At 44.8% G+C, this 24,064-nt stretch carries 24 protein-coding genes; 10 read left to right on the top strand and 14 right to left on the bottom strand.

Features of this window, described 5'->3' with window-relative positions; translation table 11 throughout:
- Positions 1 to 246 precede the first annotated feature (246 nt).
- Both ACUUJN_RS09730 and ACUUJN_RS09725 read right to left on the bottom strand, forming a co-directional pair.
- Complete coding sequence (locus ACUUJN_RS09730; RefSeq protein ID WP_023988151.1) at positions 247 to 2,064, bottom strand: APC family permease; 1,818 nt, start codon at positions 2,062 to 2,064, stop codon at positions 247 to 249.
- A gap of 193 nt (positions 2,065 to 2,257) precedes the next feature.
- Positions 2,258 to 3,094 carry an AraC family transcriptional regulator gene (locus ACUUJN_RS09725; RefSeq protein WP_023988150.1) on the bottom strand — a complete coding sequence of 279 codons (837 nt, stop codon included), beginning with the start codon at positions 3,092 to 3,094 and terminating at the stop codon, positions 2,258 to 2,260.
- 138 nt (positions 3,095 to 3,232) lie between these two features.
- Between ACUUJN_RS09725 and ACUUJN_RS09720 the strand changes: the two genes are divergently transcribed.
- The 3 genes from ACUUJN_RS09720 to ACUUJN_RS09710 all read left to right on the top strand — a co-directional run bounded on the left by ACUUJN_RS09720 (position 3,233) and on the right by ACUUJN_RS09710 (position 7,402).
- Positions 3,233 to 5,260 (top strand): beta-galactosidase, encoded by a 2,028-nt coding sequence (locus ACUUJN_RS09720; protein WP_484669544.1) that lies wholly within the window; start codon positions 3,233 to 3,235, stop codon positions 5,258 to 5,260.
- A gap of 69 nt (positions 5,261 to 5,329) precedes the next feature.
- Entirely contained in the window at positions 5,330 to 6,556 is a 1,227-nt protein-coding gene (locus ACUUJN_RS09715; protein ID WP_023988148.1) for an MFS transporter, read from the top strand.
- 210 nt (positions 6,557 to 6,766) lie between these two features.
- Positions 6,767 to 7,402: a hypothetical protein gene (locus tag ACUUJN_RS09710; RefSeq protein ID WP_023988147.1), complete on the top strand. Its 636-nt coding sequence runs from the start codon at positions 6,767 to 6,769 to the stop codon at positions 7,400 to 7,402.
- 73 nt (positions 7,403 to 7,475) lie between these two features.
- On the opposite strand, the gene ACUUJN_RS09705 is transcribed toward ACUUJN_RS09710, so the two are convergent.
- Entirely contained in the window at positions 7,476 to 8,306 is an 831-nt protein-coding gene (locus ACUUJN_RS09705; protein ID WP_023988146.1) for a DegV family protein, read from the bottom strand.
- A gap of 21 nt (positions 8,307 to 8,327) precedes the next feature.
- The gene (locus tag ACUUJN_RS09700; RefSeq protein ID WP_071640431.1) at positions 8,328 to 8,765 is read right to left on the bottom strand and encodes a MarR family winged helix-turn-helix transcriptional regulator; all 438 of its coding nucleotides are present in this window, start codon (positions 8,763 to 8,765) and stop codon (positions 8,328 to 8,330) included.
- A 191-nt stretch (positions 8,766 to 8,956) separates the two neighbouring features.
- Here ACUUJN_RS09700 and ACUUJN_RS09695 point away from each other — a divergent pair, with 191 nt between their 5' ends.
- Positions 8,957 to 9,424 carry a GNAT family N-acetyltransferase gene (locus tag ACUUJN_RS09695; RefSeq protein ID WP_023988144.1) on the top strand — a complete coding sequence of 156 codons (468 nt, stop codon included), beginning with the start codon at positions 8,957 to 8,959 and terminating at the stop codon, positions 9,422 to 9,424.
- Positions 9,425 to 9,611: 187 nt separating this feature from the next.
- Here the strand turns inward: ACUUJN_RS09695 and ACUUJN_RS09690 are convergent, their stop codons facing one another.
- Together ACUUJN_RS09690 and ACUUJN_RS09685 are read right to left on the bottom strand one after the other, a co-directional pair.
- Positions 9,612 to 10,193: an NAD(P)H-dependent oxidoreductase gene (locus ACUUJN_RS09690; protein ID WP_028542747.1), complete on the bottom strand. Its 582-nt coding sequence runs from the start codon at positions 10,191 to 10,193 to the stop codon at positions 9,612 to 9,614.
- A 76-nt stretch (positions 10,194 to 10,269) separates the two neighbouring features.
- A complete protein-coding gene (locus tag ACUUJN_RS09685) occupies positions 10,270 to 10,692 on the bottom strand; it encodes a MarR family winged helix-turn-helix transcriptional regulator (protein WP_484669543.1) in 423 nt (140 codons plus the stop codon).
- A 136-nt stretch (positions 10,693 to 10,828) separates the two neighbouring features.
- On the opposite strand from ACUUJN_RS09685, the gene ACUUJN_RS09680 reads away from it, so the two are divergent.
- Positions 10,829 to 11,122 (top strand): MazG-like family protein, encoded by a 294-nt coding sequence (locus tag ACUUJN_RS09680; RefSeq protein ID WP_484669542.1) that lies wholly within the window; start codon positions 10,829 to 10,831, stop codon positions 11,120 to 11,122.
- 130 nt (positions 11,123 to 11,252) lie between these two features.
- On the opposite strand, the gene ACUUJN_RS09675 is transcribed toward ACUUJN_RS09680, so the two are convergent.
- Positions 11,253 to 12,374, bottom strand: a complete 1,122-nt coding sequence (locus tag ACUUJN_RS09675) for an NADH:flavin oxidoreductase (RefSeq protein WP_484669541.1) — start codon at positions 12,372 to 12,374, stop codon at positions 11,253 to 11,255.
- Positions 12,375 to 12,619: 245 nt separating this feature from the next.
- Between ACUUJN_RS09675 and ACUUJN_RS09670 the strand changes: the two genes are divergently transcribed.
- Positions 12,620 to 13,216 carry a TetR family transcriptional regulator gene (locus tag ACUUJN_RS09670; RefSeq protein WP_023988140.1) on the top strand — a complete coding sequence of 199 codons (597 nt, stop codon included), beginning with the start codon at positions 12,620 to 12,622 and terminating at the stop codon, positions 13,214 to 13,216.
- 95 nt (positions 13,217 to 13,311) lie between these two features.
- Here the strand turns inward: ACUUJN_RS09670 and ACUUJN_RS09665 are convergent, their stop codons facing one another.
- Entirely contained in the window at positions 13,312 to 14,463 is a 1,152-nt protein-coding gene (locus ACUUJN_RS09665) for an iron-containing alcohol dehydrogenase (protein ID WP_023988139.1), read from the bottom strand.
- Between the two features lie 251 nt (positions 14,464 to 14,714).
- On the opposite strand from ACUUJN_RS09665, the gene ACUUJN_RS09660 reads away from it, so the two are divergent.
- The 4 genes from ACUUJN_RS09660 to ACUUJN_RS09645 all read left to right on the top strand — a co-directional run bounded on the left by ACUUJN_RS09660 (position 14,715) and on the right by ACUUJN_RS09645 (position 17,901).
- Positions 14,715 to 15,749: a C40 family peptidase gene (locus ACUUJN_RS09660; protein WP_484669540.1), complete on the top strand. Its 1,035-nt coding sequence runs from the start codon at positions 14,715 to 14,717 to the stop codon at positions 15,747 to 15,749.
- A 239-nt stretch (positions 15,750 to 15,988) separates the two neighbouring features.
- Positions 15,989 to 16,519, top strand: coding sequence for a GNAT family N-acetyltransferase (locus ACUUJN_RS09655; RefSeq protein ID WP_484669539.1), 531 nt, complete (start codon positions 15,989 to 15,991; stop codon positions 16,517 to 16,519).
- Positions 16,520 to 16,679: 160 nt separating this feature from the next.
- Positions 16,680 to 17,051 carry an iron chaperone gene (locus ACUUJN_RS09650; protein WP_023988136.1) on the top strand — a complete coding sequence of 124 codons (372 nt, stop codon included), beginning with the start codon at positions 16,680 to 16,682 and terminating at the stop codon, positions 17,049 to 17,051.
- A gap of 172 nt (positions 17,052 to 17,223) precedes the next feature.
- Complete coding sequence (locus tag ACUUJN_RS09645) at positions 17,224 to 17,901, top strand: tetratricopeptide repeat protein (protein ID WP_076264268.1); 678 nt, start codon at positions 17,224 to 17,226, stop codon at positions 17,899 to 17,901.
- 110 nt (positions 17,902 to 18,011) lie between these two features.
- On the opposite strand, the gene ACUUJN_RS09640 is transcribed toward ACUUJN_RS09645, so the two are convergent.
- From ACUUJN_RS09640 to ACUUJN_RS09615, 6 genes are all read right to left on the bottom strand, one after another.
- Positions 18,012 to 18,650, bottom strand: coding sequence for a GDSL-type esterase/lipase family protein (locus ACUUJN_RS09640; protein ID WP_254348066.1), 639 nt, complete (start codon positions 18,648 to 18,650; stop codon positions 18,012 to 18,014).
- Between the two features lie 71 nt (positions 18,651 to 18,721).
- On the bottom strand, positions 18,722 to 19,144 hold the full coding sequence (locus ACUUJN_RS09635) for a GNAT family N-acetyltransferase (RefSeq protein ID WP_023988130.1): 423 nt from the start codon (positions 19,142 to 19,144) through the stop codon (positions 18,722 to 18,724).
- A gap of 42 nt (positions 19,145 to 19,186) precedes the next feature.
- Positions 19,187 to 19,741, bottom strand: a complete 555-nt coding sequence (locus tag ACUUJN_RS09630; RefSeq protein WP_023988129.1) for a nucleotidyltransferase family protein — start codon at positions 19,739 to 19,741, stop codon at positions 19,187 to 19,189.
- Between the two features lie 19 nt (positions 19,742 to 19,760).
- Positions 19,761 to 21,014, bottom strand: a complete 1,254-nt coding sequence (locus ACUUJN_RS09625; RefSeq protein ID WP_028542757.1) for an MDR family MFS transporter — start codon at positions 21,012 to 21,014, stop codon at positions 19,761 to 19,763.
- Positions 21,015 to 21,068: 54 nt separating this feature from the next.
- Complete coding sequence (locus ACUUJN_RS09620) at positions 21,069 to 22,784, bottom strand: ATP-binding protein (RefSeq protein ID WP_484669538.1); 1,716 nt, start codon at positions 22,782 to 22,784, stop codon at positions 21,069 to 21,071.
- 49 nt (positions 22,785 to 22,833) lie between these two features.
- Positions 22,834 to 23,898: a cobalamin B12-binding domain-containing protein gene (locus ACUUJN_RS09615; protein WP_484669537.1), complete on the bottom strand. Its 1,065-nt coding sequence runs from the start codon at positions 23,896 to 23,898 to the stop codon at positions 22,834 to 22,836.
- Positions 23,899 to 24,064 lie beyond the last annotated feature (166 nt).

Here is a 24,064-nt window from a genome sequence, read left to right as displayed (position 1 = left end):
GTAAATATCTCCGTTATGCAAAAAAAACACCCTCCGACCGCAAAGAAATGCGGCCAAAAGATGTTCATTTTGTCCTTGCTATAGTCAGCTCACACAAATGAGTTGGGCTAATTGGCAAGTGACTTTATTTCAGGATTTTGCAAAATTCGATTCCAGTCGCTCCGAAGTGCAAGATATAGACGAACTAAAGCATTTCGATCTATATCCTGTTCATCGGAAGTCGCTTATGGGATTTTTGCAAAATCCTCATTTGTTTAAATGAAAAGGTACGGTCGTTACGATCACGTCTTTGTAATTAATCAAATAAGCTCTCATCAGTAAGCTGGTCTGATTGTGTAGAATATTTTCCCACCAGTGCTTGGTGATGAATTGTGGAATGAGAACAGTGATATGGTCCTCGTCTGCTTTTTTCCACTCTACTGTATCGATGAACTTGCGGAGCGGATTAATGATGCTGCGATAACGGGATCTCAGCACTACTAAACGTATGCCCACGTCCCACTCTTCCCACTTCTGTTCCATTTTTTGAATCGCCTCATCATCCACACCCACATATACGGCAACCACATTATCCGACAAGGTTTTGGCATAGCTGATCGTATTCATAACGACTCGCGTAATACCTGCCACCGGAATAATAATCGTATTGCCTTTCACCATAGGTTTATCCTTGGTAATATCAATGCGCAGTTGTTCAGCCGTATTTTTGTAATGCCTGTTGATCTTCATAAAGAAATACAGAACCAAAGGCAGAAAAATAAAGATTACCCACACCTGGCTAAATTTGGTGAAAATAAAGATGAGCGTAATCGACAGCGTGGTCAGCATCCCAACCGTATTAATAGCAAGTTTGACGATCCAGCCTGGCGGTTTGAGCTTGATCCAGCGAATCATCATGCCAAGTTGCGAGAGCGTGAACGGAATAAATACCCCTACGGCATAAAGCGGGATCAGATTTTCTGTGTTTCCGCCAAATACGATAACCAGCAATGCCGAGAAGATACTCAGAAACAGGATACCATTAGAGTATCCAAGCCGATCTCCACGAACCATGAACATGTGCGGCATGTATTTGTCCTTCGCGAGCATAAAAGCAAGCAATGGAAAGGCCGAATAGGCTGTATTCGCCGCCAAAAACAAGATGAGCGCCGTTACGCCCTGAATGATGTAATACATTACACCGCGCCCGAAAGTGGCGTTCGCAATTTGCGAAATGACCGTTTCATGCGGATTAGGACGAACACCGTACCAATAAGCCAGCAAACTAATTCCGATAAACATACACCCGAGAATCAAACCCATCATCATTAGTGTAGTTGCTGCATTTTTGGCAGCTGGCTTGCGGAAGTTCGGAATGGCATTCGAGACAGCCTCTACCCCAGTTAACGCCGAGCAACCCGAGCTGAACGCCTTCAGTAGCAGGAACAGGCTGACGTTGGATACCGTAGCTCCAAATTGCGGTGCTGCAGCATGAGCTCCCCCTGCCACGTAATGAATGATACCGCTAATAATCAAAACAAAAATAGCAACAACAAATAAGTAAATCGGTACAGCCAGCACCGAGGCAGATTCTGTCACCCCGCGCAAGTTCATAATAGTCAAAAAGATAATCATAATCAGAGCAATGGCGATCCGATGATCATGTAACGACGGGAACGCAGATGTAATGGCATCTGTACCTGCTGATGAGCTAACTGCTACCGTCAGAATATAATCGACCAGCAAAGAACCACCTGCAATCAGACTCGGACTCTTTCCCAAATTGTCCTGTGCAACAATGTACGCTCCGCCACCACCAGGATAGGAAAATATGGTCTGTCTATAGGACAGGATCAGAATGATCAGCAAACCCAATACCGCAATGGATATAGGAATGGAATACCATAGGGCAGCGAAGCCAGCTGTAATTAAAACCAGCAGAATTTGCTCCGTTCCGTAAGCTACAGAGGACAAGGCATCTGAGGACAGAATGGCCAGTGCCTTGAGCTTATTCAGTTTCTCATCTTCAAGGGCCGTCGACTTTCGCGGACGACCGATTAATAATCTTTTGACTTTACTCAGCATTTCGTTGACTCCTTCTTTGGATGAGGGTTTTGCAAAAGAACTATGGATCTTATGTTTATTATGTCACCTGCACATCAGTTTGATGAAACAAATGAACTATTATTTTATACTCCCTCATCCTGAAAAAAACAATAAGGAATGCTCCCTAAAAAGAGCATTCCCGAGTAAGAAAGAGTATTTCGATAAAATACCCTTATGTATACAGTAATTTGAACCTTTCCGGGGTAATTCCTTCAGCTCGGCGGAAAGTTGCCACAAAATGACTGGCATCTCGGAATCCTACTCGCTCCGAAATCTCCTTTACTGTTAATTGCGGATATTCCGTCATCATTTCCTTGGCCTTCCGCAGCCGAATTACAATCAGATAAGCATAAGAAGTCACACCAAACGCTTGCTTAAATAATGTATTTAAATGACGGGAGCTGACATTCATCATAACTGCCATATCACCTAGGCCCACATCTGGACTGGCATAATTTTGCTCCATAAAGGCCAGTACAGGGGTTAAACGTTCCACATTATGGGATAGGGAAGGCATCGAGCTATGTTGTCCATGTTTACGCAGTAGAGTCAGAAAACGATACATATTGGCCGAAGCATCTAATCCAGACAAATCACGTTCACTAACCATGGAATGGAGCATAGTTTCCCCAAAGCTGTGCAGCTCGCTATCCGGGTCCCAATGATACCCGCGTGTATGCTTCAATCCCAGTGCAGTCAATACAGCAGCGGCGATGGGGCCGTCAAATGTAATGTATAACGTTCGCCATACCTTGGTCGCCCGTCTGTATGCATGGGATTCCCCGGGCAGCAACAGAACCCCGGACTGCTCTCCCAGACGGAAGGTCCCCCCTTTAAATGTAAACATCCCTTCACCAGACACCGTCTGAATCCAGTGAAAGCACGGATAACCCTCTGGACGGGACACATCCTCCTGCCTGCTGTTAAATCCGATACTTTCAATAAAAAGGGGTAAAGAGTGCTCACGTGTAGTCAGGAAAAATCTTAAATGATGGGGAGTTAAAATCATAAAAAGCACCTCCGGCGTATGCGGGTATGTATTCTTCATGTAGATCCATATTGTTATATACATGTTCATTTTATTATATTTAAAAGCAGTTATTTGTATTATAAGATAGAATTATTCTTATATACAGAGGTGATTGGCATGATAAGCAGCAAACTTCCTAAAGTATTTTACGGTGGAGATTATAATCCTGAGCAATGGGATGAGGCCACGCATCAGGAAGATTTACGGATGTTCAGGCAAGCAGGGATTGATATCGCCACGGTCAACGTATTCTCATGGGCCAAAATTCAGTCCGACGAAATCACATATCATTTTGAATGGCTGGATCAATTGATTGACAGTCTTTATGAAAGCGATATCTTCGTTTGTCTAGCTACTAGTACGGCAGCGCACCCTGCTTGGATGGCTAACCGCTACCCCGACGTTCTCCGGGTAGACGCTGACGGACGGAAGCGGAAATTCGGTGGCCGCCACAACTCCTGTCCGAACAGTCCAACGTATCGAAAATACGCGGAGCAGATGGCTGACCGAATTGCAGAACGATACAAAAACCATCCCGCGATCCTCGTGTGGCACGTGTCCAATGAGTACGGCGGGGATTGCTATTGTGATAACTGCGCGGCCGCATTCCGGGTGTGGCTCAAGCAAAAATACGGATCACTGGAAGAGCTAAACCGGGTGTGGAATACTTCCTTCTGGGGTCACACCTTCTATGATTGGGATGAAATTGTACCGCCAAATAATCTGAGCGAGCATTGGGGAGAAAATCACTCCTGCTTTCAGGGCATATCCCTCGATTATGCGCGCTTCAATTCAGACAGTATGCTGGATTGCTACCTATTGGAATATAACGCGATTAAAAAACATGTTCCCGATGCCGTGGTAACAACCAATCTGATGGGTTTTTTTAAGCAACTGGACTATTTTAAATGGGCTAAGTACATGGATATTGTATCTTGGGACAGCTATCCCGGGGCCAATACTCCGATAAGCTATACGGCGATGGCGCACGATCTGATGCGCGGATTGAAGGATGGGCAACCCTTTATGCTGATGGAGCAAACACCGAGCCAGCAGAACTGGCAGGCGTATAATTCGCTTAAACGGCCCGGCGTTATGCGGTTATGGAGTTATCAGGCAGTCGCGCATGGCGCGGACACGGTCATGTTCTTCCAGCTTCGCCGCTCGATCGGCGCTTGTGAGAAATTCCACGGGGCCGTCATTGAGCATGCCGGGCATGAGAACACACGTGTATTTCGCGAGGTGGCACAGCTTGGCAGTGAGCTTGGCGCATTAGGCAACACACTACTTGACGCGACCGTTAATGCCAAAGTAGCCATTTTATTCGATTGGGATAATTGGTGGGCTTTGGAAAAATCAAGCGGCCCTTCTGTTGCCTTGAAATATATGGATCAGGTACACAAGTATTATACTCCCCTCTTCCGGCGGAATGTACAGGTAGACCTGGTTTCTGTTGATGCAGATTTCCAGAAATATGATCTCATTATCGCGCCTGTACTCTACATGGTCAAGCCGGGTACCGCCGAGAAGCTGGAACAGTTCACAGAGCATGGCGGCACCTTCGTAACGACCTTTTTCAGTGGCATTGTAAATGAAAACGATCTGGTCACAACCGGAGGATATCCTGGTAAACTACGTAACTTGCTCGGGATCTGGGTGGAAGAAATTGACGCCCTTCTGCCGGAATCACACAATCGCATTGTATTGAAAGAAAAGGTGGGCGTATTACAAGGTGAATATAAATGCGGTCTGCTCTGCGACTTGTTGCATAGCGAAGGCGCCGAAGTACTGGCAGAATACGGCGATGATTTCTATCAGGGCATGCCAGTGCTGACACGCAATCGTTTCGGTCAAGGTGAGGCATGGTACGTTGCTTCAGACCCTGAAGAAGCTTTCCTTGATGGCCTGCTGGGCTACATTTGTGAGCAAAAAGGGATTCCATCCCTGCTGCGCGCTCCTGCGGGTGTAGAAGCCACTGTACGGACCAAAGATGGAAAATCATATCTATTCGTTCTGAATCATAACGCCCAGACGCAGCAATATCATCTGGATGATCAGAAAGGGAATGAGCTGATCAGCGGTAAATACCTGGAAGGAGAAATTTCTATTGAAGGCTACGGCTTTCAAGTACTGGAGCTATCATAATCACTCAGATTTGACTCATGCAGTTCAGCTTGCTGCATGAGTCAAATCTAGGTATCAAAGGAGTTCATCATGAAACGACTGCTTTGGATCGGCAGCTTATCTTATTTTTTAATCGGCCTGGCACACGTGGTTGTAGGCTCCCTACTGCCTGTGTTGTTAGAGCATTACGGTAGAAACTATACGGATGGCGGAAGTCTAATCTTCGCTCAATTTTCCGGTTTTCTGGCTGGAGTCCTGCTGTCGCCGTGGCTTGCCCGGAGTTTCGGCAAACGCCGAAGTCTGGTATTCGCCCTGCTCCTGCTATGCGCGGCTGAAGTGCTGTACTCATTGCTGCCGCCTTGGGGTTGGCTATATGCCGTCGGGGCGACAGCCGGGTTTGGCTTCGGTATGGTAGAAACACTCATTGGCACTATTATTATCAGCGGTATTACTCAAGGAACGGGCGCGGCTATGAGCCGTCTGGAAGTCTTTTTTGGGATTGGCGCTTTGGCTATGCCCGCTATCGCCAGCCAGCTCATTGCACTCGGTTGGTGGCGGTTGGCCTTTCCCATCATTTCCATGTTTGCAGCCATCACCATTATAGCTTGGCTGCGCGGGTCCTTCGGCACGCTGGACGCTGTATTAGACCAACAGGAACACCAAGGTGACAACCATACGCGTTCCACTAACTCACCCAAATCCCCCACGGTGGAGGCTTCTAAGGGTAGCCCTATAGGCAATTGGAAGCTACTTGCACTATTTATCGTCTTTTTCTTTATCTATGTAGGGACAGAGATGAGCCTGGCTAATTTCCTGCCCTCCATGTTCATCGAACGGCTGGGTCTCACACAAGCCGAAGCAGCACTTAGTGTCACCTGCTTCTGGTTAGCAATGGCTACCGGCCGGTTATTCACAGGCTACATTGCCGATCGATACGGCTACGGTGTCTTTGTCGCCCTGAGCTCACTGGCAGCGACCGTGCTGCTGTGCGTGTTCCCGCTGATCAAAGGGACTGAAGGCGCCTTTATCCTTATTGTACTGCTGGGGCTGGGCATGTCCGGCATCTTCTCCATCGCACTTGTTTTTGCCAGCAAAATGATGCCGGGTACAGAAGAATCTACCACTAGCCTGCTTATCGGCGCAGGTGGAGTTGGGGGAGCTCTGCTGCCTTTATGGCTCGGAAATAGCATGGACCGTGGTGGAGCAGTCTCATCAGCGTGGTTGCTGGCAGGCTTCGCCTGTATCCTGTGCCTGCTTGGGGGCATCTTGTACGCCCTATATGTGCGCAAAAAACGGCTTCAAACCGCTTCATCATGAGACTCGTCTCTACTGGCGCCTTTGTCTGTTCCTTGGTTGTCATCCAAGTGCACATTCAAAGGTGCTTTTTTACATACTAGACGAATGCACCTTGTACAGCAGCCCGTTTTTAGTCAAAATAGATCGTTTCCTATGAATCACAGGACAGATATCCATGCCTCCTCTAGATGAATGGAGTAGTATACAACAAACCATATGGAGGTGTTTGTATTGGGTCATCCTGAATTAAAACGAAAAAAAGGCCGTAAAAAAAATGTTTTTGTCCGTGCCTGGTTTGATAAGTTAGAAAAAAAGTTTGAGGAGAAGCCCCCAAAGAGAAAAGTCCGCTCGAAACGGAAAGGGGTTGGAAAAGATATCATCGTCAAAAAGCAACTTGTAAGTGTGAATATTAATCATAGCGCTTTAGGGCCTGAAGGGGATCCTGGAACCATAGGTGATTTAGCGCAGTTCGGTTATATTTATAATGTGAAGCCCCAAGTTGTTCCGATTGAAGGGGATGTCATTTTGGATACGAACGGTATACTTACACCTGGAATTGCTCATGTTCCAGGAACTACACAGATTGCTGTATCCGATGCTGGAAAATATGAAGTTCACTTTTCGGTGTCCGGTGTGGAACCTAACCAATTCGCTATCTTTATTAATGGCGCACTGGCTGTGGGAACTGTATACGGCTCAGGAGCCGGGACACAACAGAACACAGGGCAAGCTATCCTCGCTCTGGCATGCGGTGACGTCCTTACTCTGCGAAACCATAGCTCTACTACTGCTGTTACCCTGCAAACACAAGCCGGAGGAACTCAAGCCAGTATAAACGCTTCTGTCCTCATTAAAAAATTGAGATAGGCTTGAACTCCCGCAAAGTCTCAGTGTACTAAAAAGGGTTTATCCATACAGCGAGGATAAACCCTGAATATTTTTAAAAGGCCATAATGATCCCTTTGTCATTGGCATACATTGAACTAATCCCTCTGGTGGACACAATATGAATATCTTTAAATTGATAGCGTTTCTTCAGCGCATTCATCAATTTTTCCGCCAGCCCAGGATTATTGCAGTGAGTAATGACGATGCTTTCTCCTTCGGTAGCCCGGCCACTTTTTTCAATAGTATCTGCCAGCTTTTCGATAATTTGATTCTGACCGCGTGCTTGAGTAAAAAATGCGATATTCCCGTCACCATCCGAGCCTAAAATAGGCCTGATATGCAAGAGTGAAAGTATCTTTCCAGTGATTTTATTCATTCGTCCGTTCTTAACCAAATTATCCAGATTTTCTAAAACAAAGTACGTTTTCATCTTGCTGATAAAGCTCTCCAAGGAAGAAATAATTTCGCTTTTATGATAGCCCTCGTCGATTAGCTTGCGTAGTTTTAGAGCTAACAAGAGCTGTCCAGCCGAAGCGCTTTTCGAATCAAATACATGAACATCCGCCCCCTCTTCTTCCGCCATATCTTTTCCTACCAATGCACTGGAATAAGAACTGGACAGGTTGCTGGATAATGTAATGGCAAAAGAAGTATGCGTACCTTGAAAGGCTTCCTTATACAGCATAGGTGACGGTGATGCGGATCCAATTTTGGTTGTACAGGCTTTCATTTCTTCCATAAACTGAGGCAAGTCCAATGTGTCATCATCTACGAAGCATTTATCTCCCAGCGTCATATTTAACGGAATTGTAGTAACTTGCATCTCTTCTCTAAGCTCTCTCGTTAAATCACAGCAGCTGTCTGCTATTATTTTATATCTCACCCGGTACACCCTCACATTATGTTATTTTTCAATAGAACCCGCATTCATAATACTCAAAGAAAGCTCAATTAACCGTATAAATTCCTTCACATTCTTCTCACCCAAACCTACTACAAGCGCTTCAAAATAACCCTCAATTCTCTGTTGCTTCTGTTTGATCAAGGATTCACCATCTACTGTGAGCCTTACACACATTCGTCGTCTGTCATGCTCAGACATTTCCATAGTCACATAGCCTTTTTTCCTTAATCCCGTAAGCGCTGCCGTAATTCTTGATCTGGATACATGCAGATGATCGCTGAGTAAGGAAGGATTAATTTCATCATCCCGATGCTGAACTAAATATTGAAGCACATGGTTTTCCCCCTGAACAAGCTCCGTCAGGCTACTGAATAATTCCATGTCATAAATCCGGTTAACGGATTCTCTCAATTCGTCCCTTAGTTCATAATCTTTCATAGTGAACCTCCGCAAAACACATAATACATACAGTTAACTATTAATACTATGTACTATAATGAATTGCCCACGATAATAACAATGAAATATTTGTGAATTTTAATACAAGGGTTAATGAGCTCAGCGTCGAATAAGAAAAAATACGCTTGATCACCTCTTGCCAGTTTACGGTAAAGGAGTTGTTACATAAGATGAAACGGTTTACTCTTCGCCAATCCCACAATTCGGATATTGAAAGCATTGCTAATTTACGGGCGATTGTACTGCGGAACGATTTAACCAGATTAGGAAGGTTTGATGAAGAGAAAGTTCGTCAACGCTTTCGTGATGCATTCGATTCTGTCCATACCTGGATCATTGAGGAAGACTCTTCTTTTGTGGGCTGCATAGCTTTTAAACCGAGATTAGACGGTTATTTATTGGAGCATTTTTATATTCATCCCAGTTACCAAGGTAAAGGAGTCGGCAGTCAAATATTAAAAAATCTGCTAGAACAAAATCATGTAAAAGGAAAACATGTAACCTTAAATGTTCTGCAAGGAAGCTCAGCCAGACGTCTTTATGAACGGTTTGGTTTTAAAATTGAACGTGAGGACCCTATTGACGTTTACATGTACTTAATCGTAGAGGGACATTCCAAAACCGTCGAAAGATCATAGAGTCATGCTTCAACCACCCTTGAATGTCCAGTTATATCTGCCCCAAGATGCTATTACAAATTCAAAAGATCTATGAACCGGGATGTTGGAGATATATAAGCACTATAAGAAAAGGCCAACCACTAAATACGGGTTGACCTCATCATTTAAAGAATGTCTTACGTTTCTAAGAGAACATAAACTGACTTTACAGCACCGTTTTAACCGTGTCTTGGACTTGCTTCAGCAGTCCTTTATAACCATCTTCATCAAGGTAACCAATACTTCCAAGCAGCAAGTGACCGACGGATTCAATTCCAACGAAATCAAAAATTCCCGTATCTGATGTGATCTTCAATCCTGCGGTCATACCGATTTCATCGTAGATCGCGTTGGGAGTACCATGTGTATTCACGATAAAACCTTTTTTACCTGTAAGCAGCTTATTAATCCCTTCCGCACCAGCCGTATATGCAAATCCGTATGCAAATACACGGTCAACGTAACCTTTCAGGATGGCAGGAAGACCTGTCCACCAGATGGGAGAAATAAAAGTAATTGTATCCGATTGTGAGATGTATTCCTGCTCCACTTTGATATCAGCCGGAGTTTGCCCTGCTCTCATAGCGGCAGTATCCTCAGGTTTTAATACAGGTTGAAAATCAAGGGCATATAGATCACGTACAACGACTTCGTCACCTTTTTCTTTCAGAGTATTTACAACCGTTTCGAGTATCGCGTGATTAAAGCTTTCAGCGTTAGAGTGAGCATAGATGATAAGATGTTTCATTTAAATAACCTCCAGAAGTTTTATTGTTATTTTGATATTAATATAGATATCTATGCATTTATTCAAAAAAAAAAAATTATAATCTGTTTTTTACATGCTCTAACAGATATTCCAGTTGTTCTTTTTCCTCGTCTTTCAGACCACCATAGATGGTTTCTTTTAATCTATTGGAGATCGCCGCAAACACAGGCTCCAGCTTTCTTCCCTTATCGGTCAAATATATCAGGGTAACTCTGCTATCCTCCCTTTCTTTTTTTCTTTCGACATATCCCAACTTCACTAGCTTGTCGATCAAAACAGTAACAGTGGGTTGCTGACGAGAAATTTTTTGCGTCAATTCCTTAATGGAAAGCCCGTCATTTTGATAAAGGAACATTAAGATTCCGCCATGAGTAGGAACAATCCCTTCAATTCCATTTGATTCGAGCTCAGACACAATCAATTTATTGATCGAGTCTCTAATGGTTCCTATCAGTGCAGCTGCATTATTTTTTAACATACAAACATTATTACATAGACATCTATATATATCAAGTATTTATGTCAGTCTGATTTGGTTTTAACGTATGAAATGCTTCAAAGAATTAAGAATAAGTTTGTTATAATGGGATCTAAAATAGATAGGAGCTTATTAAATGGAGCAGCTTTTAAAGAAAATTAAATACTTGAGTACCCAAGAAAAGAAAACTTTAAAGCAGATGGTTCTTAAATTGTCCGAAGAAATAGGAGAAACTTCTCAAGCCATGCTCTCCTATGTGAATGCAAGCGGAAGCGAATATAAGCAGTTGAGTATATCTGATGTCAAAGAAGAATGTGCAGACGTGATTCTGGTTGCCCTTTCTTTATTTTATAAGTTAAGCAGCAATGAAGAAGAACTCCAGGAGTTCTTGAATAAAAAAGTGAACAAATGGGAATCTGTGATGACTTAATCTAAAATGGTTCATGGTGGACTACTATTGCAGACGCATAAAAAAGCCAAAACACCAAAGCTCCTTACCTGACTTTGAGTATTTTGGCTTACACTGTTTATTTAAAGAGGTATTCGAAGTATGATATGTTTTAGTTGAGCGTTTGAAGTACCTCAGGTGTAAAGGTTTGAAGATCATGAATTCGGCCTTCACGTATTTTCGTAGCCCATGCAGGATCACCCAGAAGCGCACGCCCAACAGCTACCAGATCAAATTCATTGTTGTCCAGCCGTTCCAGAAGTTCATTAATATCTTGGTGTCCTGCCCCTTTCCCTTCCATATAACTTACAAAATCCTCATCCAGACCTACAGAGCCAACCGTAATCGTAGTTTTTCCAGTCAGCTTCTTCACCCATCCGGCAAAGCTCAAATCGGAGCCTTCAAATTCAGGTACCCAAAAGCGACGTGTCGAGCAATGGAAGATGTCCACGCCCGCTTGTACCAACACATTCAGGAATTGCCCCAGTTTATCCGGTGTATCGAACGGTTTTGCGTTGTAATCATTCATTTTCCATTGGGATAGGCGCATGGCAATAGGGTAGTCAGGGCCAACCTCAGCACGAATAGCTTCCACAAGCTCAATGGCGAATTGAGCACGTTTTATGATATCGCCACCATAGCGATCCGTACGTTGGTTCGTTCTCTCCCAAAAGAATTGATCAACCAGATAGCCGTGCGCTCCGTGAATTTCAACGCCGTCAAAGCCCAATCGTTTTGCATTCGCAGCTGCATCGACATAGGCCCCAATGACCTTGACGATTTCTTCTTCTGTCATCGGCTCGGTCACTTTTTTTCCTTCCAGATCCAGCCCTGATGGACCAATCGACAGCGCTTCTGGGTTCGGCTGAGATCCCAAAGGGCGAGCCATCCCCATATGCCAAAGCTGTGGAAAAATTTTACTACCGGCTTCATGAACCTGTCTGACCACTTCAGCCCAACCGTTTAAAGCCGCTTCTCCATAAAAATTAGGTATCCTCGGCTCACTTGTACCAGCAGGATGGTCAATTACTGCACCTTCAGTAATAATAAGACCTACACCATTCTCTGCGCGACGGCGATAATAAGCGGCTACATCCGGTCCTGGCACACCATTTGGTGAAAAAGCGCGGCCCATTGCCGGCATTACAATACGAGTCTGTAGGGTCAGATTATGAATGGTATAAGGTTGAAATAAAGCTTCTGTTGAATGGACATTTTGCGGTTGATTACTCAAGGATTGTACCTCCCCATTTTCTTTTATCGTTTTTAGCGATATATAAAAAGCTCGTGCACCATCAAACGGGGTGCAAGTGAAATGTTAGCAATGTTTAATTTATCATTCAACCGACAAAATGTTCATTCTGTTGCTTAACCAAAAGGGTTATAAAATTGTTGTATATCTAAACTCACTTGTTGACAAAACAACACATGTTTATAATGGGGGAATCATTTAATTTACCTGAAAGGAGTGTCTTGAGGATGCCTGGTGTAACCTCACCCAACCCAAACGATCCGCGCGTCATTCGAACACGTAGATTAATTCTCGACGCATTCGTTGACCAATTAAATAAGAAAGACTTCTACACGATTACGATCAATGACATTACCCAAAAAGCCACCATTAACCGTGCCACGTTCTATGCACATTTTCAAGATAAATATGCACTGCTTGAAACCCTTTTGTCAGACGCATTTTTGGAGTATGTTATCAAGAGGATTGATGCTGAGGCACGTTTGTCGGAGGAGATCATTCAGAAACTTATTCTTTCGTTATGTGACTATCACGACTCAAGTAACCAATGCGTTCATAAATATAATTCAGTGGCACCGATCCTGGAAGAACATATTAAGAATCAATTAGAGCAATTCATACTTCAACTCATAACAAGAGAAGCCAATAATACAGACCAAAGAACGTTAGAACTTGCCGCGACCATTTTAAGCTGGTCCATTTATGGTGTAACCTTTCGCTGGAATGTGGAAGGAAAAAAAGAGTCTCCTACAGATTTAGCCGAGAGAGCTGTGCCTTTAATCTTCAATGGGGTTGTCTTATCTCTAGTCTCACAAATCTCTTAGCAGAAAATGCGAATAAAAAGGGCCGTTCCCAGTATACTTCGATCAGTTCCTGGGACAGCCCTTATAGTATTTAGTAAAATAATTGCATCTTTTATTTAAAGAATTTTCTTAAACATCTCGATAACTTGTTCTTTGCTAGGTATGAACGGATTGCCCGGAGCGCAAGCATCCTTCATTGAGTTCTCGGCAAGCAGATCCAAATCCACTTCATTTACACCCAGTTCAGAAAGTTTGGAAGGAATCCCTACTTCCTTCGACAGGTCTTTGATTCTTTGGATTACATAGTCTGCGCATTCCTTATCCGTTTTCCCCTTATCTTCAAAACCGATGACCTTAGCGATGGCACGAAACTTCTCTGGTACATGCTTGGCATTCTCCTCCTCCACAATCGGCAGCAGCATGGCATTACAAACACCATGAGGCAAATCGTATACGCCGCCAAGCTGATGCGCCATCGCATGAACGTAACCCAATCCGGCATTATTAAATGCAAGTCCTCCCAAGAAAATAGCGTATACCATTTGCTCACGTGCTTCTATATCATGACCGTTGCTCACTGTACGAGCCAAATGATTAAAAATAATCTCTACTGCTGCCAACGCAGTCGCATTCGTTACAGGATAGGAACCTGGCGTAACCAAAGCTTCAATAGCATGGGTCAAAGCATCTAGTCCTGTAGCTGCCGTTAACGCGGCGGGTTTGTCTACCATCAGCTCAGGGTCGTTGACCGAAATCGTAGCTACACTATTCTTATCAACCATAACCATCTTGACCTTGCGCTCTTCGTCCGTAATGACATAATTGATCGTGATTTCAGCCGATGTTCCTGCTGTGGTATTAATAGCTACAATAGGAAGCGATTTATGCTTGGATTTATGAACGCCCTCATACTCGGTTATATGTCCCCCGTTGGTAGCAATAATGCCGATTCCCTTAGCCGTATCCTGTGGTGATCCTCCGCCAATCGAAATTAAAAAGTCACATCCGTTTTCTTGCAGAAACTGAACACCATCATGTACATTTTTACAGGTCGGATTTGGTTTTACTTCATCGTATACCGCATAGTTCAATCCAATATCATCCAGCAAAGATGTAACCTTGCCTGCAATGCCACTCTTCATCAAAAATTTATCCGTAACGACTAGAGCTTTGTTTAAATTCAGTTCTTTTATATACGGCCCAACTTCATGCAAACAGCCTGTTCCCATAAGATTGATAGATGGTACAAAAAATACATGTGCGCTCATATAAAATCGGCCTCCTAAAGGATTCACTTCTTGTTGCCTCGCTAAATACGGAATTATTCTCTAAAGTGAAATATTTCACATTTATAATGTTATCTTTATTTTATTTTGATGTCAATGATAAAACACAGATATTTATTGGTTTTATTTTTGTTTGTTTTGTTTTTTTAGTGAATCCAATATTTGGTACACAACTAATCGGAGGAAGCCTCGTACAACTTAGATGAACACATTAACAACGAGGTGATGACAGCATGACAATCAACAAGGGAGTATTGCTGGCTCTGCTGGCAGTATCGCTGCTCCAAGCAAACCCGTCTTATGCGAAGTCGGTACCGCTGACTCCGGTGACGACCGTTTATGTGGATGACCACCCGCTTCAGCTTGCCGCCGAGCCGCTGCTGCTAGACGGGACAACGCTCGTCCCCATGCGTCAGTTGTTTGAGGCGCAAGGAGCTGTGCTTTCCTGGAACGGATTCAGCAAAACCGTAACAGCAACCAAAACCGACACGGTGCTGACCTACCACATCGGGGAACTCGTTGCTACCCTAAACGGCAAAACGCTGTCCCTGAATGTTCCGGGACAGATCGTTGAGGGCAACACGATGATTCCACTGCGTTCTGTGAGCGAAGCACTTGGGAGCACAGTGAAGTGGGATGCCCTTACCCGGACAATCCGGATTGCCTCCAGGGACGATTTTTTCACAACAGTTCTTTCCAGGGTCAACCTGCGCAGCGAACCGGATTCATCGGGAGCTTCCCCTTCCCTGCGGCTTATTCCAGCCAGCGAAAAGGTTCACGTCATCCGCGAGGTCAATGCTCTCTGGCTGGAAGTGCGCACTAAAGACAACCTGACCGGATACATATCGGCAAAACCAAAATACAGCGACTATTCCAGCCCATCCCTGGCGGAACGGCAGGGAGATGAACTCATCGCCTACGGAGAGAAATTTCTCGGTATCCCTTATGAATTCGGCGCAGCAACCGGACCGACATCGACCTTTGATTGTTCTTCTTTTGTGGGGGAAGTGTTCCAGCATACGCTCTCTATCGACCTCCCCCGTGTCTCTTATGATCAGGCTAAAGAAGGGCGGGAGGTCGGGCTGAACGAGCTGCGCAAAGGCGACCTGCTGTTCTTCAGCGCACGCGGGCTAGAGATCGGCCATGTGGCTATCTATGCAGGGAACAACAAATTGCTGCATACATTTTCCAAAGAACGCGGCGTTCATTTTGACACGCTTGACGATAAATGGCAGAAACGTTTCGTCACAGCGCGCAGGCTGTTTTAGGACGAACCAGATAGCCAGTAACAGTAGGCTATTCCAGTCCACATTCATTATCTTCTAATTGCCTTTTGCCGGACGCTCCCTTGCGGATTGCGTTCAGGCGGCAAAAGGTCTGGATTCATTGTAAAATGGAGGTCATAACGTTTAAAGACTACGTTCGCTTAAAAAATTGGATTGAGGTATTAATCGTTTTGAAATACTAGGTAGAGTCTTTTGACTATAGACAGGAGGAATAAATAATTATGCAATTTGAGACAAACCGGCTCATCATTCGTGATATTTTCAGATCTGATTGGGAAAGTATACATACGTACACGTCATTGCCTGAAGTTACTAGATATACAGCCTGGGGACCGAATACAGAAGAAGATACAAAGGCATATATAGAACAAGTTTTAGCTTCGCAGCAGGAACAGCCACGACAAGACTACGAACTAGCCGTTTGTCTGAAAAATAATGGAATCCTGATCGGCGGTATGGGTATTCATGTCAAAGATACTAGTGCAGAATTGGGTTACGTTTTGAATCCAGATTATCAAGGGAAGGGTTATGCAGCAGAGGCAGCACGAGCGTTACTAGACTTTGGATTTAGCACACTTGCTGTCCACCGTATTTATGCAACATGTCGTCCAGAAAACAAGGCTTCTGAGAAGGTTATGCAACAGATCGGAATGCAACGTGAAGGTTTGATGCGTGAACACTGGTACTACAAAGGCGAGTTTCATGTTTCATGTTTGTACTCTATTCTTGCTGAGGAATATAACAGGACATAAAAGGTGTTTTTTATATCTAAATATATTTTTGATTATTCAACAGACAATTACTCCTTGAGAAACATGTTGCTGCTATAAAATGATAGTTAAACCATTTAATGACAAATAGGTTTGAGGAACTTTTCTGAACGATATAATTTTTAATTAAGGAGGGAACAACATGGAAGCTTTTGCAGAATATTTAGAGCATATTGATAACCCCCAACATCGGGCCCGAACGCAAGAGGTTTTGGCTTGGGTAACCAAGAAGTTTCCAAATTTAATGGCAAAAATTGCGTGGAATCAACCTATGTTTACGGATCACGGCACATTTATTATTGGCTTTAGCGTAGCCAAACATCATTTGGCCGTTGCCCCTGAAAAGGCAGGGATTAATCATTTTTCTGAGTTAATTGTGCAGGCTGGCTATGATCACACCAAGCAGTTGGTACGTATCCAGTGGGATAGTCCAGTTGATTTCTCATTACTTGAGAAAATGATCGAGTTTAATATTTTGGATAAGGCAGACTGTTCAACCTTTTGGCGGGAATAAAAAAAGGTTCCTTTTCTCGTAAAACTATACATCGAGCATCACAAATAAGTATTTTTCTTCTCGCCCCCTCTACCATCCTTCCAAATCTCATCATGCTAATCACCCTTAAAGTGACCCTATGCTATAATGTGGAAAGTATGGATTGTTACATGCACAGGAGGATTGGAGCAGAATGATTGGGAAATTTTTAATTTTCTCTCTACTATGGAGTTTGCTCGGCAACCCGTTTTTGGCAATGCTCGTACTCCTAATCGTGATCTATATATTAGATCGCAGCTTTGTCGGTGTATTGCCCAGCATCAGCAAACCATGGAAAAGAAGACGCAATGCCGCTCGATTGCGCCAACAGATTACGCTAAACGCCAACGATGTGGCTGCCAAGTTCGATTTGGCTCGTATCTGGATCGAAAGCAAGAAATATCCTCAGGCTTTGGAGCTGTTATTGGAAATTCAATCCCGTTATGAAGAATCAGCAGACTATTGGAACGCACGGGGAACGGCTGAAGTTCACACAAACCATCTGGAGGATGGAGAACAGGATTTACTGAAAGCACTGGACATTAACCCGCGGGTGCAATACGGTGAGCCTTATTTGCATTTAGCCGCTGCTTTCAAAGAACGTGACGTAAATAAGTCACTTCATTATCTGCAGCAATTTCAGGAGATTCAGTCTTCTTCCAGTGAGGGCTATTATCTGACAGGCTTGATGTACCGTATGCTGGGACGCAAGGATGAAGCCACTATAGCCTTTAACCAGTCCATTGCCGTCTATCGTTCCCTGCCCAAATACCGCAAACGAAGTGAGCGCAAGTGGGCTGCACGCAGCTTATTCCGTAAAATAATCGGCTAAACAGCACGCCTACTAGTGCAAAGAAAGAGGTTCATGATGGTCAGTTGCTACTGTCATGATGAACCTCTTTCTTTAATATACTTTGTCCGATCCCAAGCATCCTCTCACGCTCAGCGTAACGGCGCATAACCAAGCCGATTCAGCTCTTCCGCAATCACACGATAACCACGACTGTTCGGATGCACCCGGTCTAACGAAAGTAGTGCCCGTTCATAGCCCTCAAATGCGGGATAAATGTTCGCCACCCGGTAATTGGGTCCGCCCAATGTGTAGAGAAACGAGTTGTACTGGCGCACATATACTCCCGCCTCCCTTACCTCAGGAAAAGGATTATATAATCCCACCATCCGGATGATACATGGCTCACGCTGACCGGATTTTATCTGATACAGGGCATGTACAATTTGGCGCACATGTTCTTTGGTGTGATTCAGCGCTTGCGAAATGGAAGAACCTGACGAGCCGGAACCTCCAGCAAGGGCGCTGATGTATGGGCGCAGATCATTCCCGCCGATCGTTACCGTTATAAGTTCAGCCCGGCTGAGCGCCGACCGAAAAAGCGGATTGTTGCGGACCATTGACAGCAACTCCTGCGATGTCAGCCCGTTGATTCCCAGATTCTCGTAACTGACTGGCGTACGGAGATGTCTTTCTGCCATTCGCCGATAGATAGGTACAAATCCGCCGCTCAGCAACGTCCCCGCACCTGTTGTTAAAGAATCTCCAATCGCTGTATAGTGGTACGCCAATGAAACCCACCTCCCTCTTTCTACATAACATATCTTATGTAGAAAGAGGAACGCGGGACCCGGAGATTCGCTTATTCTTCGTCTATTTCATATACACAATGGAATTGCCCACCATCCGGCAAATCCTCTGATCCATATACGGCAAAGCCCACATTGCGGAAGAAATCTGCCCCCTCCGCATCCGTGTCCACAGTAAGCCGTTTCGGATTACGCTCCTGAATAAGCGTAAGCAGCATACCTCTGGCATATCCTCTATGACGGTTTTCAGGCAACACGGCCAGATGGCGAATTACGGTTGTTCCATCCTCCTGCTCCTCAAAGCCAACAATACCTACAATAAGTCCTTCATCTTCTACACCGAACAGCTTCCAGTCATCCGAGGCTTGATAGGTACGTAAAGCTGCTTCTCCGCGTTCAGGATGATCCAGCACAGCGTAGGTTAACAGCTCCAGAACCTCCTCACGATCTGAATCTGTTTTTATATTTTTAAACATTGTTTGTCGTCTCTCCTTAATATCCTGAAATTAGGATTACCTCTAATTCTCCATAATAAGCAACGGCCAGTTATCAAGCCACTGCTTCTCAAATACACGCTGACGAAAAGCCGTTGTGTGACGAAACAAAGGACTTTGCCGTACCCGCATATCCAGCAGATCTTCCAATCCATGCGGACAAATGACCTCTATTTGATCCTTGTCATTCAATCTAACCGCCACAGCCGTTGCCGTCTCTGGCCAGCGGCTCATCGCATCCTCTATCGAGGAATAAGGAGCCTCTCCGTTGCGAATATGCATCCGAGCCTGATTTTTGACAGACCAGTTACGTCCAGCCTGCTTACGGTTCAAGGACAATTCTAGATACTCATCTCGTTCCTCTAGCGTATTTTTCGGGTCAAAGTAAATAACATCAATATCGTTTAAAGGTGTAGCAGTTGTATAGCCATGGAGCTTGTCCCAAACCCGGTTACGTACATAGCCTGCGGCAATACATCCTTGCGGCAACTTCAGCTCTCGCACATATCGCAAGTCTTGCAGTACCTGCGGATCATTCATATATTGTATGATTCGTAGCACATTTTCTTCCGACTTCATCCTGCACTCAACTCCCTTTTTATGATGACAGTTGCTGCACCGATTCTCCTCCTTGAGCCGCGATCCGTGCTGTACGCTGCGCCAGACGGCGGCGTGCGACCAGAAGAAACGGAATGCCAATCACAACCGACAGGGCAACCGGAACAAAAACGGCAAGCGGCGCCGTTTGACCATAGATATCCAGCAACCAGCCACCAAATAAAGGAGCCAGCACGCTTCCCAAATTATTAAAGCCGATTGTACCGAAGTAGGTCCCTTTATATTGAGCATCTGCAATTTGGTCAATCAGTACGTCCAACATCGTGAACAATAACACTTCACCAACCGTAAACAGCACCATATCCAGTATAAACATCCAGCCTGAGTTTAGCATACCGCACAGCAACAGGCTGACCGCAATACATATATTCCCTGCAATCAAGGAATTCACCGGGGAAAATCGACTTGCCAATCGCACCAGCGGATATTGAAATGCCAATACACAAACCGCGTTGACCGTCAGCATGTATGTAAACCATCGGGTTCCTTCTGCGAAGGATAAGGACAAGAATTGAGGCATTGTGGAATTGGAATGAGCATAGCCCATCACACAAAATACCGTTCCCAGCAAAATCGGCATAAACACCGGATCACGGCTGGCTGTACGGAATGCCTCGCCCATCCGCAGTGGAGCCTCTCCCGCCGTTGTACCTATATGCAGATCCGATGCATACCGGGCAAATTGGATCAACAACAGTACCCCGTACAATGCGTACACACCAGCAGCTACCATAAACGGCGTACCCGTGGATGCAGATCCTAACATTAAACCAAGCAACGGCCCTGCCACCACCCCAACATTAATGGCTGCATATCTCATATTGTAGATAAGCAGTCTTTTCTCCTTCGGGGTTACATCTGATAACAGTGCCCGTGAGGTTGGCTCGAACAAGGATCTGCACAGTCCATTCAGAGCATTAATGACAAAAAAGGCCCAGGCCGCTTCCGCCAACGCAAAAGCAACGAATACAAGCGCCCAGCTCGCAATGGACACCAGCATCACCTTTCGCCGTCCGATTCGATCTGAAATATATCCACCGTAAAAGCTGGCAAAAATGCCGACCAACGAGCTGACCGATACGATCACCCCCGTATGAAAGGGGGACACCCCTAGACGGGTGGTAAGGTAAATAGACAAAAACGGGATACTCATGGATGTCGCCATCCGTCCAAAAATTGTACCGACAATAATCGTCCAGGCCAGCGGGTGAATGGAACGTAACTGTTCTTTCATATATGTCTCTTACGTCCTCCTTCCGTATGCAAGTCTAACAAGGGGGAAATCTGTCTAGCACTGGTGAATATAGCGTTCCAGCTCTAAACACGTTGCTTGATAGACAGATTGGAGCGCAGACAACTTCGCTTTCGCATTCTCAAGTCGGTTCTCCCGTGCAAGCTGTTCAATATCGGACAGCAACGAGGACAAACGCCCGACACCCAGACTCACGCTGCCTGATTTCAACTCATGAGCAGCCTCTACTACTTTTGTGGCTTCGCCCGCAGCAGCCAGTTCTCTTAACCTATTGATTTTGGCAGGTGTATCACTAGTATACATTTCGACCAATGACTCCAGTAGTCCCGTGCTGCCATCCTCGTCCAGCATCATAATTTCACGTATAACTTCCTCATCCAAAATCGGCTTGGTTTCAGGCTTTGGAAGCCATTTGACAAGCTTTTCAGAGAGCCTTTCAATCGTTACTGGCTTCATCAAGTAATCGTTCACTCCAACCTCCTGGCCCCGTGCCTGATCCTCCTCGGACACATTTCCGGTCAAAGAAATGATTGGCACAGGTGGTTGCTGGTTTTCTGCTTCCCGCTGGCGGATCGCTTTCGCCGCATCATGACCATTCAGCAGAGGCATATGATGATCCATTAGAATACAAGCGTAGGATCGTTCGGAGGCCGCTCTTACAGCAGCTTGTCCATCCTCAGCAAAATCAATATGCTGGAATCCCAAGTGGTTAAGCTGTAATTGCACCACCTGACGATTTACCCGATTATCCTCAGCCACCAAAATAGTTTGAGAATGACTGTGCTCACGCAGCAACTCGCTAAACACCTTCAAATCACCAGTTTCATGCTTCTTCATTTCGTCTGCCTGCTCCGATCCTTTCATGAAGGGAATTTCAAACCAGAACGTAGAGCCTTGGCCTTCTTCACTGACGACCCCAATTTCTCCCTGCATGAGTTCCACAAATGAACTGCATATCCATAGCCCCAGACCCGTTCCTCCATATTGGGAGGCGCTTCCTTCACCGGCCTGTACATAGGGCTGAAACAGCTTATTCTGATCCTCCGGTGAAATCCCAATACCCGAATCCTGCACCTCAAACCGAACACGTTGGGAATCTTTTGTTTCCTCCACTAATTTTGTTCGAACGATGAGCAATCCTTCACTCGTAAATTTATTCGCATTGTTCAACAGATTGAGCAAGATCTGCATGATCCTTGCCGAATCTCCCTCCAGATGCTCTGCCACACTGGTATCGGTCTCTATACTCAACCGGTTACCCATCTGATAGATTTGCGGCTCCAACAACTGGGCAACGTGACTCATAATCGCCTGAACTCTGACATTTCCGATCTCCAGTTCCATCTGTCCTGCTTCCACTTTGGATATATCAAGCAGATTATTAATCATGTTCAACAACAGGGAGGCTGACTCACGTATCACACCGATGGCCTGCCGTTGATCTGGGGAAAGTTTGGATGAACCTAACATTTCGATCATTCCAAGTATTCCATTCATTGGCGTTCTGAATTCATGACTAACCACAGCCAGAAAAGTGCTCTTTAGGTCATTAGCCCGTACCGTTTCTTCCTTCGTCCGTGTTAATTCCGCATTACTTTTGGCAAGCTGACGCTGCAGATTGACCAGTTCGTTGTTCATTGATGAAAATTCATTCAGCAGCTTTTCTTCCTCAGCCTTGCTTTTCACAATCTCATCCGTTAATTGTTCGACCGTTTTCCGCAGGACAGCCATTTCTGCTGTCGGTTCCTTCATATTAAAAGGCCCCCTTTACAAAATGACTTACAGGTTCACAAAACTAACCTTATTTCCTGAGCGAAAGTAAGTCACCTGCAACCTCCAGTGCTTCCTCCGCACCTGGTGCGTATCCGTCCGCCCCTACTTCCTGCCACAAGTGGGAATCGAGATTAAAAGGCAAGCCTCCGACCATAATTTTCACATGGCTAGTAGTTGGGTCTTGCCGAATGAGAGCAATCAACTCTTTCACTAGATGGACATGGTAAGCCATGGTAGCTGAGATAGCCACCACATCCGCCTTGTAACTCACAATGGCATGAAGCAGACTCCGGTTAGGTACATTGGCACCTAAATAATACGTATCCCAACCATCCATTTCAAATATATCAGCCAGCATACGCAGACCAAATTCATGCTGCTCGCTGCCTACACACGCCGCCACGAGGCAGCGTTCCTTACTTCCACTTCCCATCCATCTGGGGTACAGGCTGGAAATAATAAATTGAGTCGCGGCAGTGCAAAAATGCTCTTGACCGACGGTGATTTTGCCTTCATGCCATAGACGGCCTATTTCATATTGCGAAATTTGAAAAATATATTTATACGTATGTTGAATAGAGATACCCTCATCCAGCAAACGGACGATCCAATCCAAAGCCTGTCTGCGATTACCTGAGAGTAAATATTCCAAATATTGAGCCACGTTAGCAGCATAAGGATTATCATCTGTAATAAAAGAGGCATACTCCTCTTTCTTTCCAATTTGCTGTATCCCCAAATCCAGATGCTCCAGCACCATGGTTTTATCCGTATGATCGAAGTGCTCTACCAACGTCTGCTGGATTAATCTGAAATTGATGCTCAAATCTTCTTGGGTTATGCCGAAACCCTCCAGAAGCTTTTTTAACCAGGAAACATACTGTGTAAATAAAATAGGGCTGTTCATGATTACACTTTCAGCTAAATAGTTCAAACTATATATAGAATCCTGTTTTGTCTTTATTTTACCGTTATCCCCAAAACGCTGCAAAAGATCGGGCTGTAATTCGTATTGCTTATGGGTAACTAATTCAGCCAAAGCTCCTGCTTGCATCAATAGCGATTCACCTGCGGTATATTGCTGTATACTCATGTACAGCTCCTTCCCCGACAAGGTATTTGTATTCGAAACAGATACTGGGGATTTGTTCCAGACGTGACTATTAGACAATTATACCTGATTTGCGTCTCTACATTAACCCTACTCCCCAAAATACGACAAAAAAATAAAATACCGAGAAGTCGGTATTTTATCTAAA

Source organism: Paenibacillus sp. LRG-1 (genome assembly GCF_057220305.1).
The sequence above is the reverse complement of the archived record's forward strand: the minus strand, read 5'-3'. Positions and strand labels throughout refer to the sequence as shown.

Coding starts and splice junctions, on each gene's coding strand:
- ACUUJN_RS09730 (WP_023988151.1), bottom strand. CDS start 2,064: ATGCTGAGTAAAGTCAAAAGATTATTAATCGGTCGTCCGCGAAAGTCG.
- ACUUJN_RS09725 (WP_023988150.1), bottom strand. CDS start 3,094: ATGATTTTAACTCCCCATCATTTAAGATTTTTCCTGACTACACGTGAG.
- ACUUJN_RS09720 (WP_484669544.1), top strand. CDS start 3,233: ATGATAAGCAGCAAACTTCCTAAAGTATTTTACGGTGGAGATTATAAT.
- ACUUJN_RS09715 (WP_023988148.1), top strand. CDS start 5,330: ATGAAACGACTGCTTTGGATCGGCAGCTTATCTTATTTTTTAATCGGC.
- ACUUJN_RS09700 (WP_071640431.1), bottom strand. CDS start 8,765: ATGAAAGATTATGAACTAAGGGACGAATTGAGAGAATCCGTTAACCGG.
- ACUUJN_RS09695 (WP_023988144.1), top strand. CDS start 8,957: ATGAAACGGTTTACTCTTCGCCAATCCCACAATTCGGATATTGAAAGC.
- ACUUJN_RS09690 (WP_028542747.1), bottom strand. CDS start 10,193: ATGAAACATCTTATCATCTATGCTCACTCTAACGCTGAAAGCTTTAAT.
- ACUUJN_RS09685 (WP_484669543.1), bottom strand. CDS start 10,692: ATGTTAAAAAATAATGCAGCTGCACTGATAGGAACCATTAGAGACTCG.
- ACUUJN_RS09680 (WP_484669542.1), top strand. CDS start 10,829: ATGGAGCAGCTTTTAAAGAAAATTAAATACTTGAGTACCCAAGAAAAG.
- ACUUJN_RS09670 (WP_023988140.1), top strand. CDS start 12,620: ATGCCTGGTGTAACCTCACCCAACCCAAACGATCCGCGCGTCATTCGA.
- ACUUJN_RS09665 (WP_023988139.1), bottom strand. CDS start 14,463: ATGAGCGCACATGTATTTTTTGTACCATCTATCAATCTTATGGGAACA.
- ACUUJN_RS09660 (WP_484669540.1), top strand. CDS start 14,715: ATGACAATCAACAAGGGAGTATTGCTGGCTCTGCTGGCAGTATCGCTG.
- ACUUJN_RS09655 (WP_484669539.1), top strand. CDS start 15,989: ATGCAATTTGAGACAAACCGGCTCATCATTCGTGATATTTTCAGATCT.
- ACUUJN_RS09650 (WP_023988136.1), top strand. CDS start 16,680: ATGGAAGCTTTTGCAGAATATTTAGAGCATATTGATAACCCCCAACAT.
- ACUUJN_RS09645 (WP_076264268.1), top strand. CDS start 17,224: ATGATTGGGAAATTTTTAATTTTCTCTCTACTATGGAGTTTGCTCGGC.
- ACUUJN_RS09635 (WP_023988130.1), bottom strand. CDS start 19,144: ATGTTTAAAAATATAAAAACAGATTCAGATCGTGAGGAGGTTCTGGAG.
- ACUUJN_RS09630 (WP_023988129.1), bottom strand. CDS start 19,741: ATGAAGTCGGAAGAAAATGTGCTACGAATCATACAATATATGAATGAT.
- ACUUJN_RS09625 (WP_028542757.1), bottom strand. CDS start 21,014: ATGAAAGAACAGTTACGTTCCATTCACCCGCTGGCCTGGACGATTATT.
- ACUUJN_RS09620 (WP_484669538.1), bottom strand. CDS start 22,784: ATGAAGGAACCGACAGCAGAAATGGCTGTCCTGCGGAAAACGGTCGAA.
- ACUUJN_RS09615 (WP_484669537.1), bottom strand. CDS start 23,898: ATGAGTATACAGCAATATACCGCAGGTGAATCGCTATTGATGCAAGCA.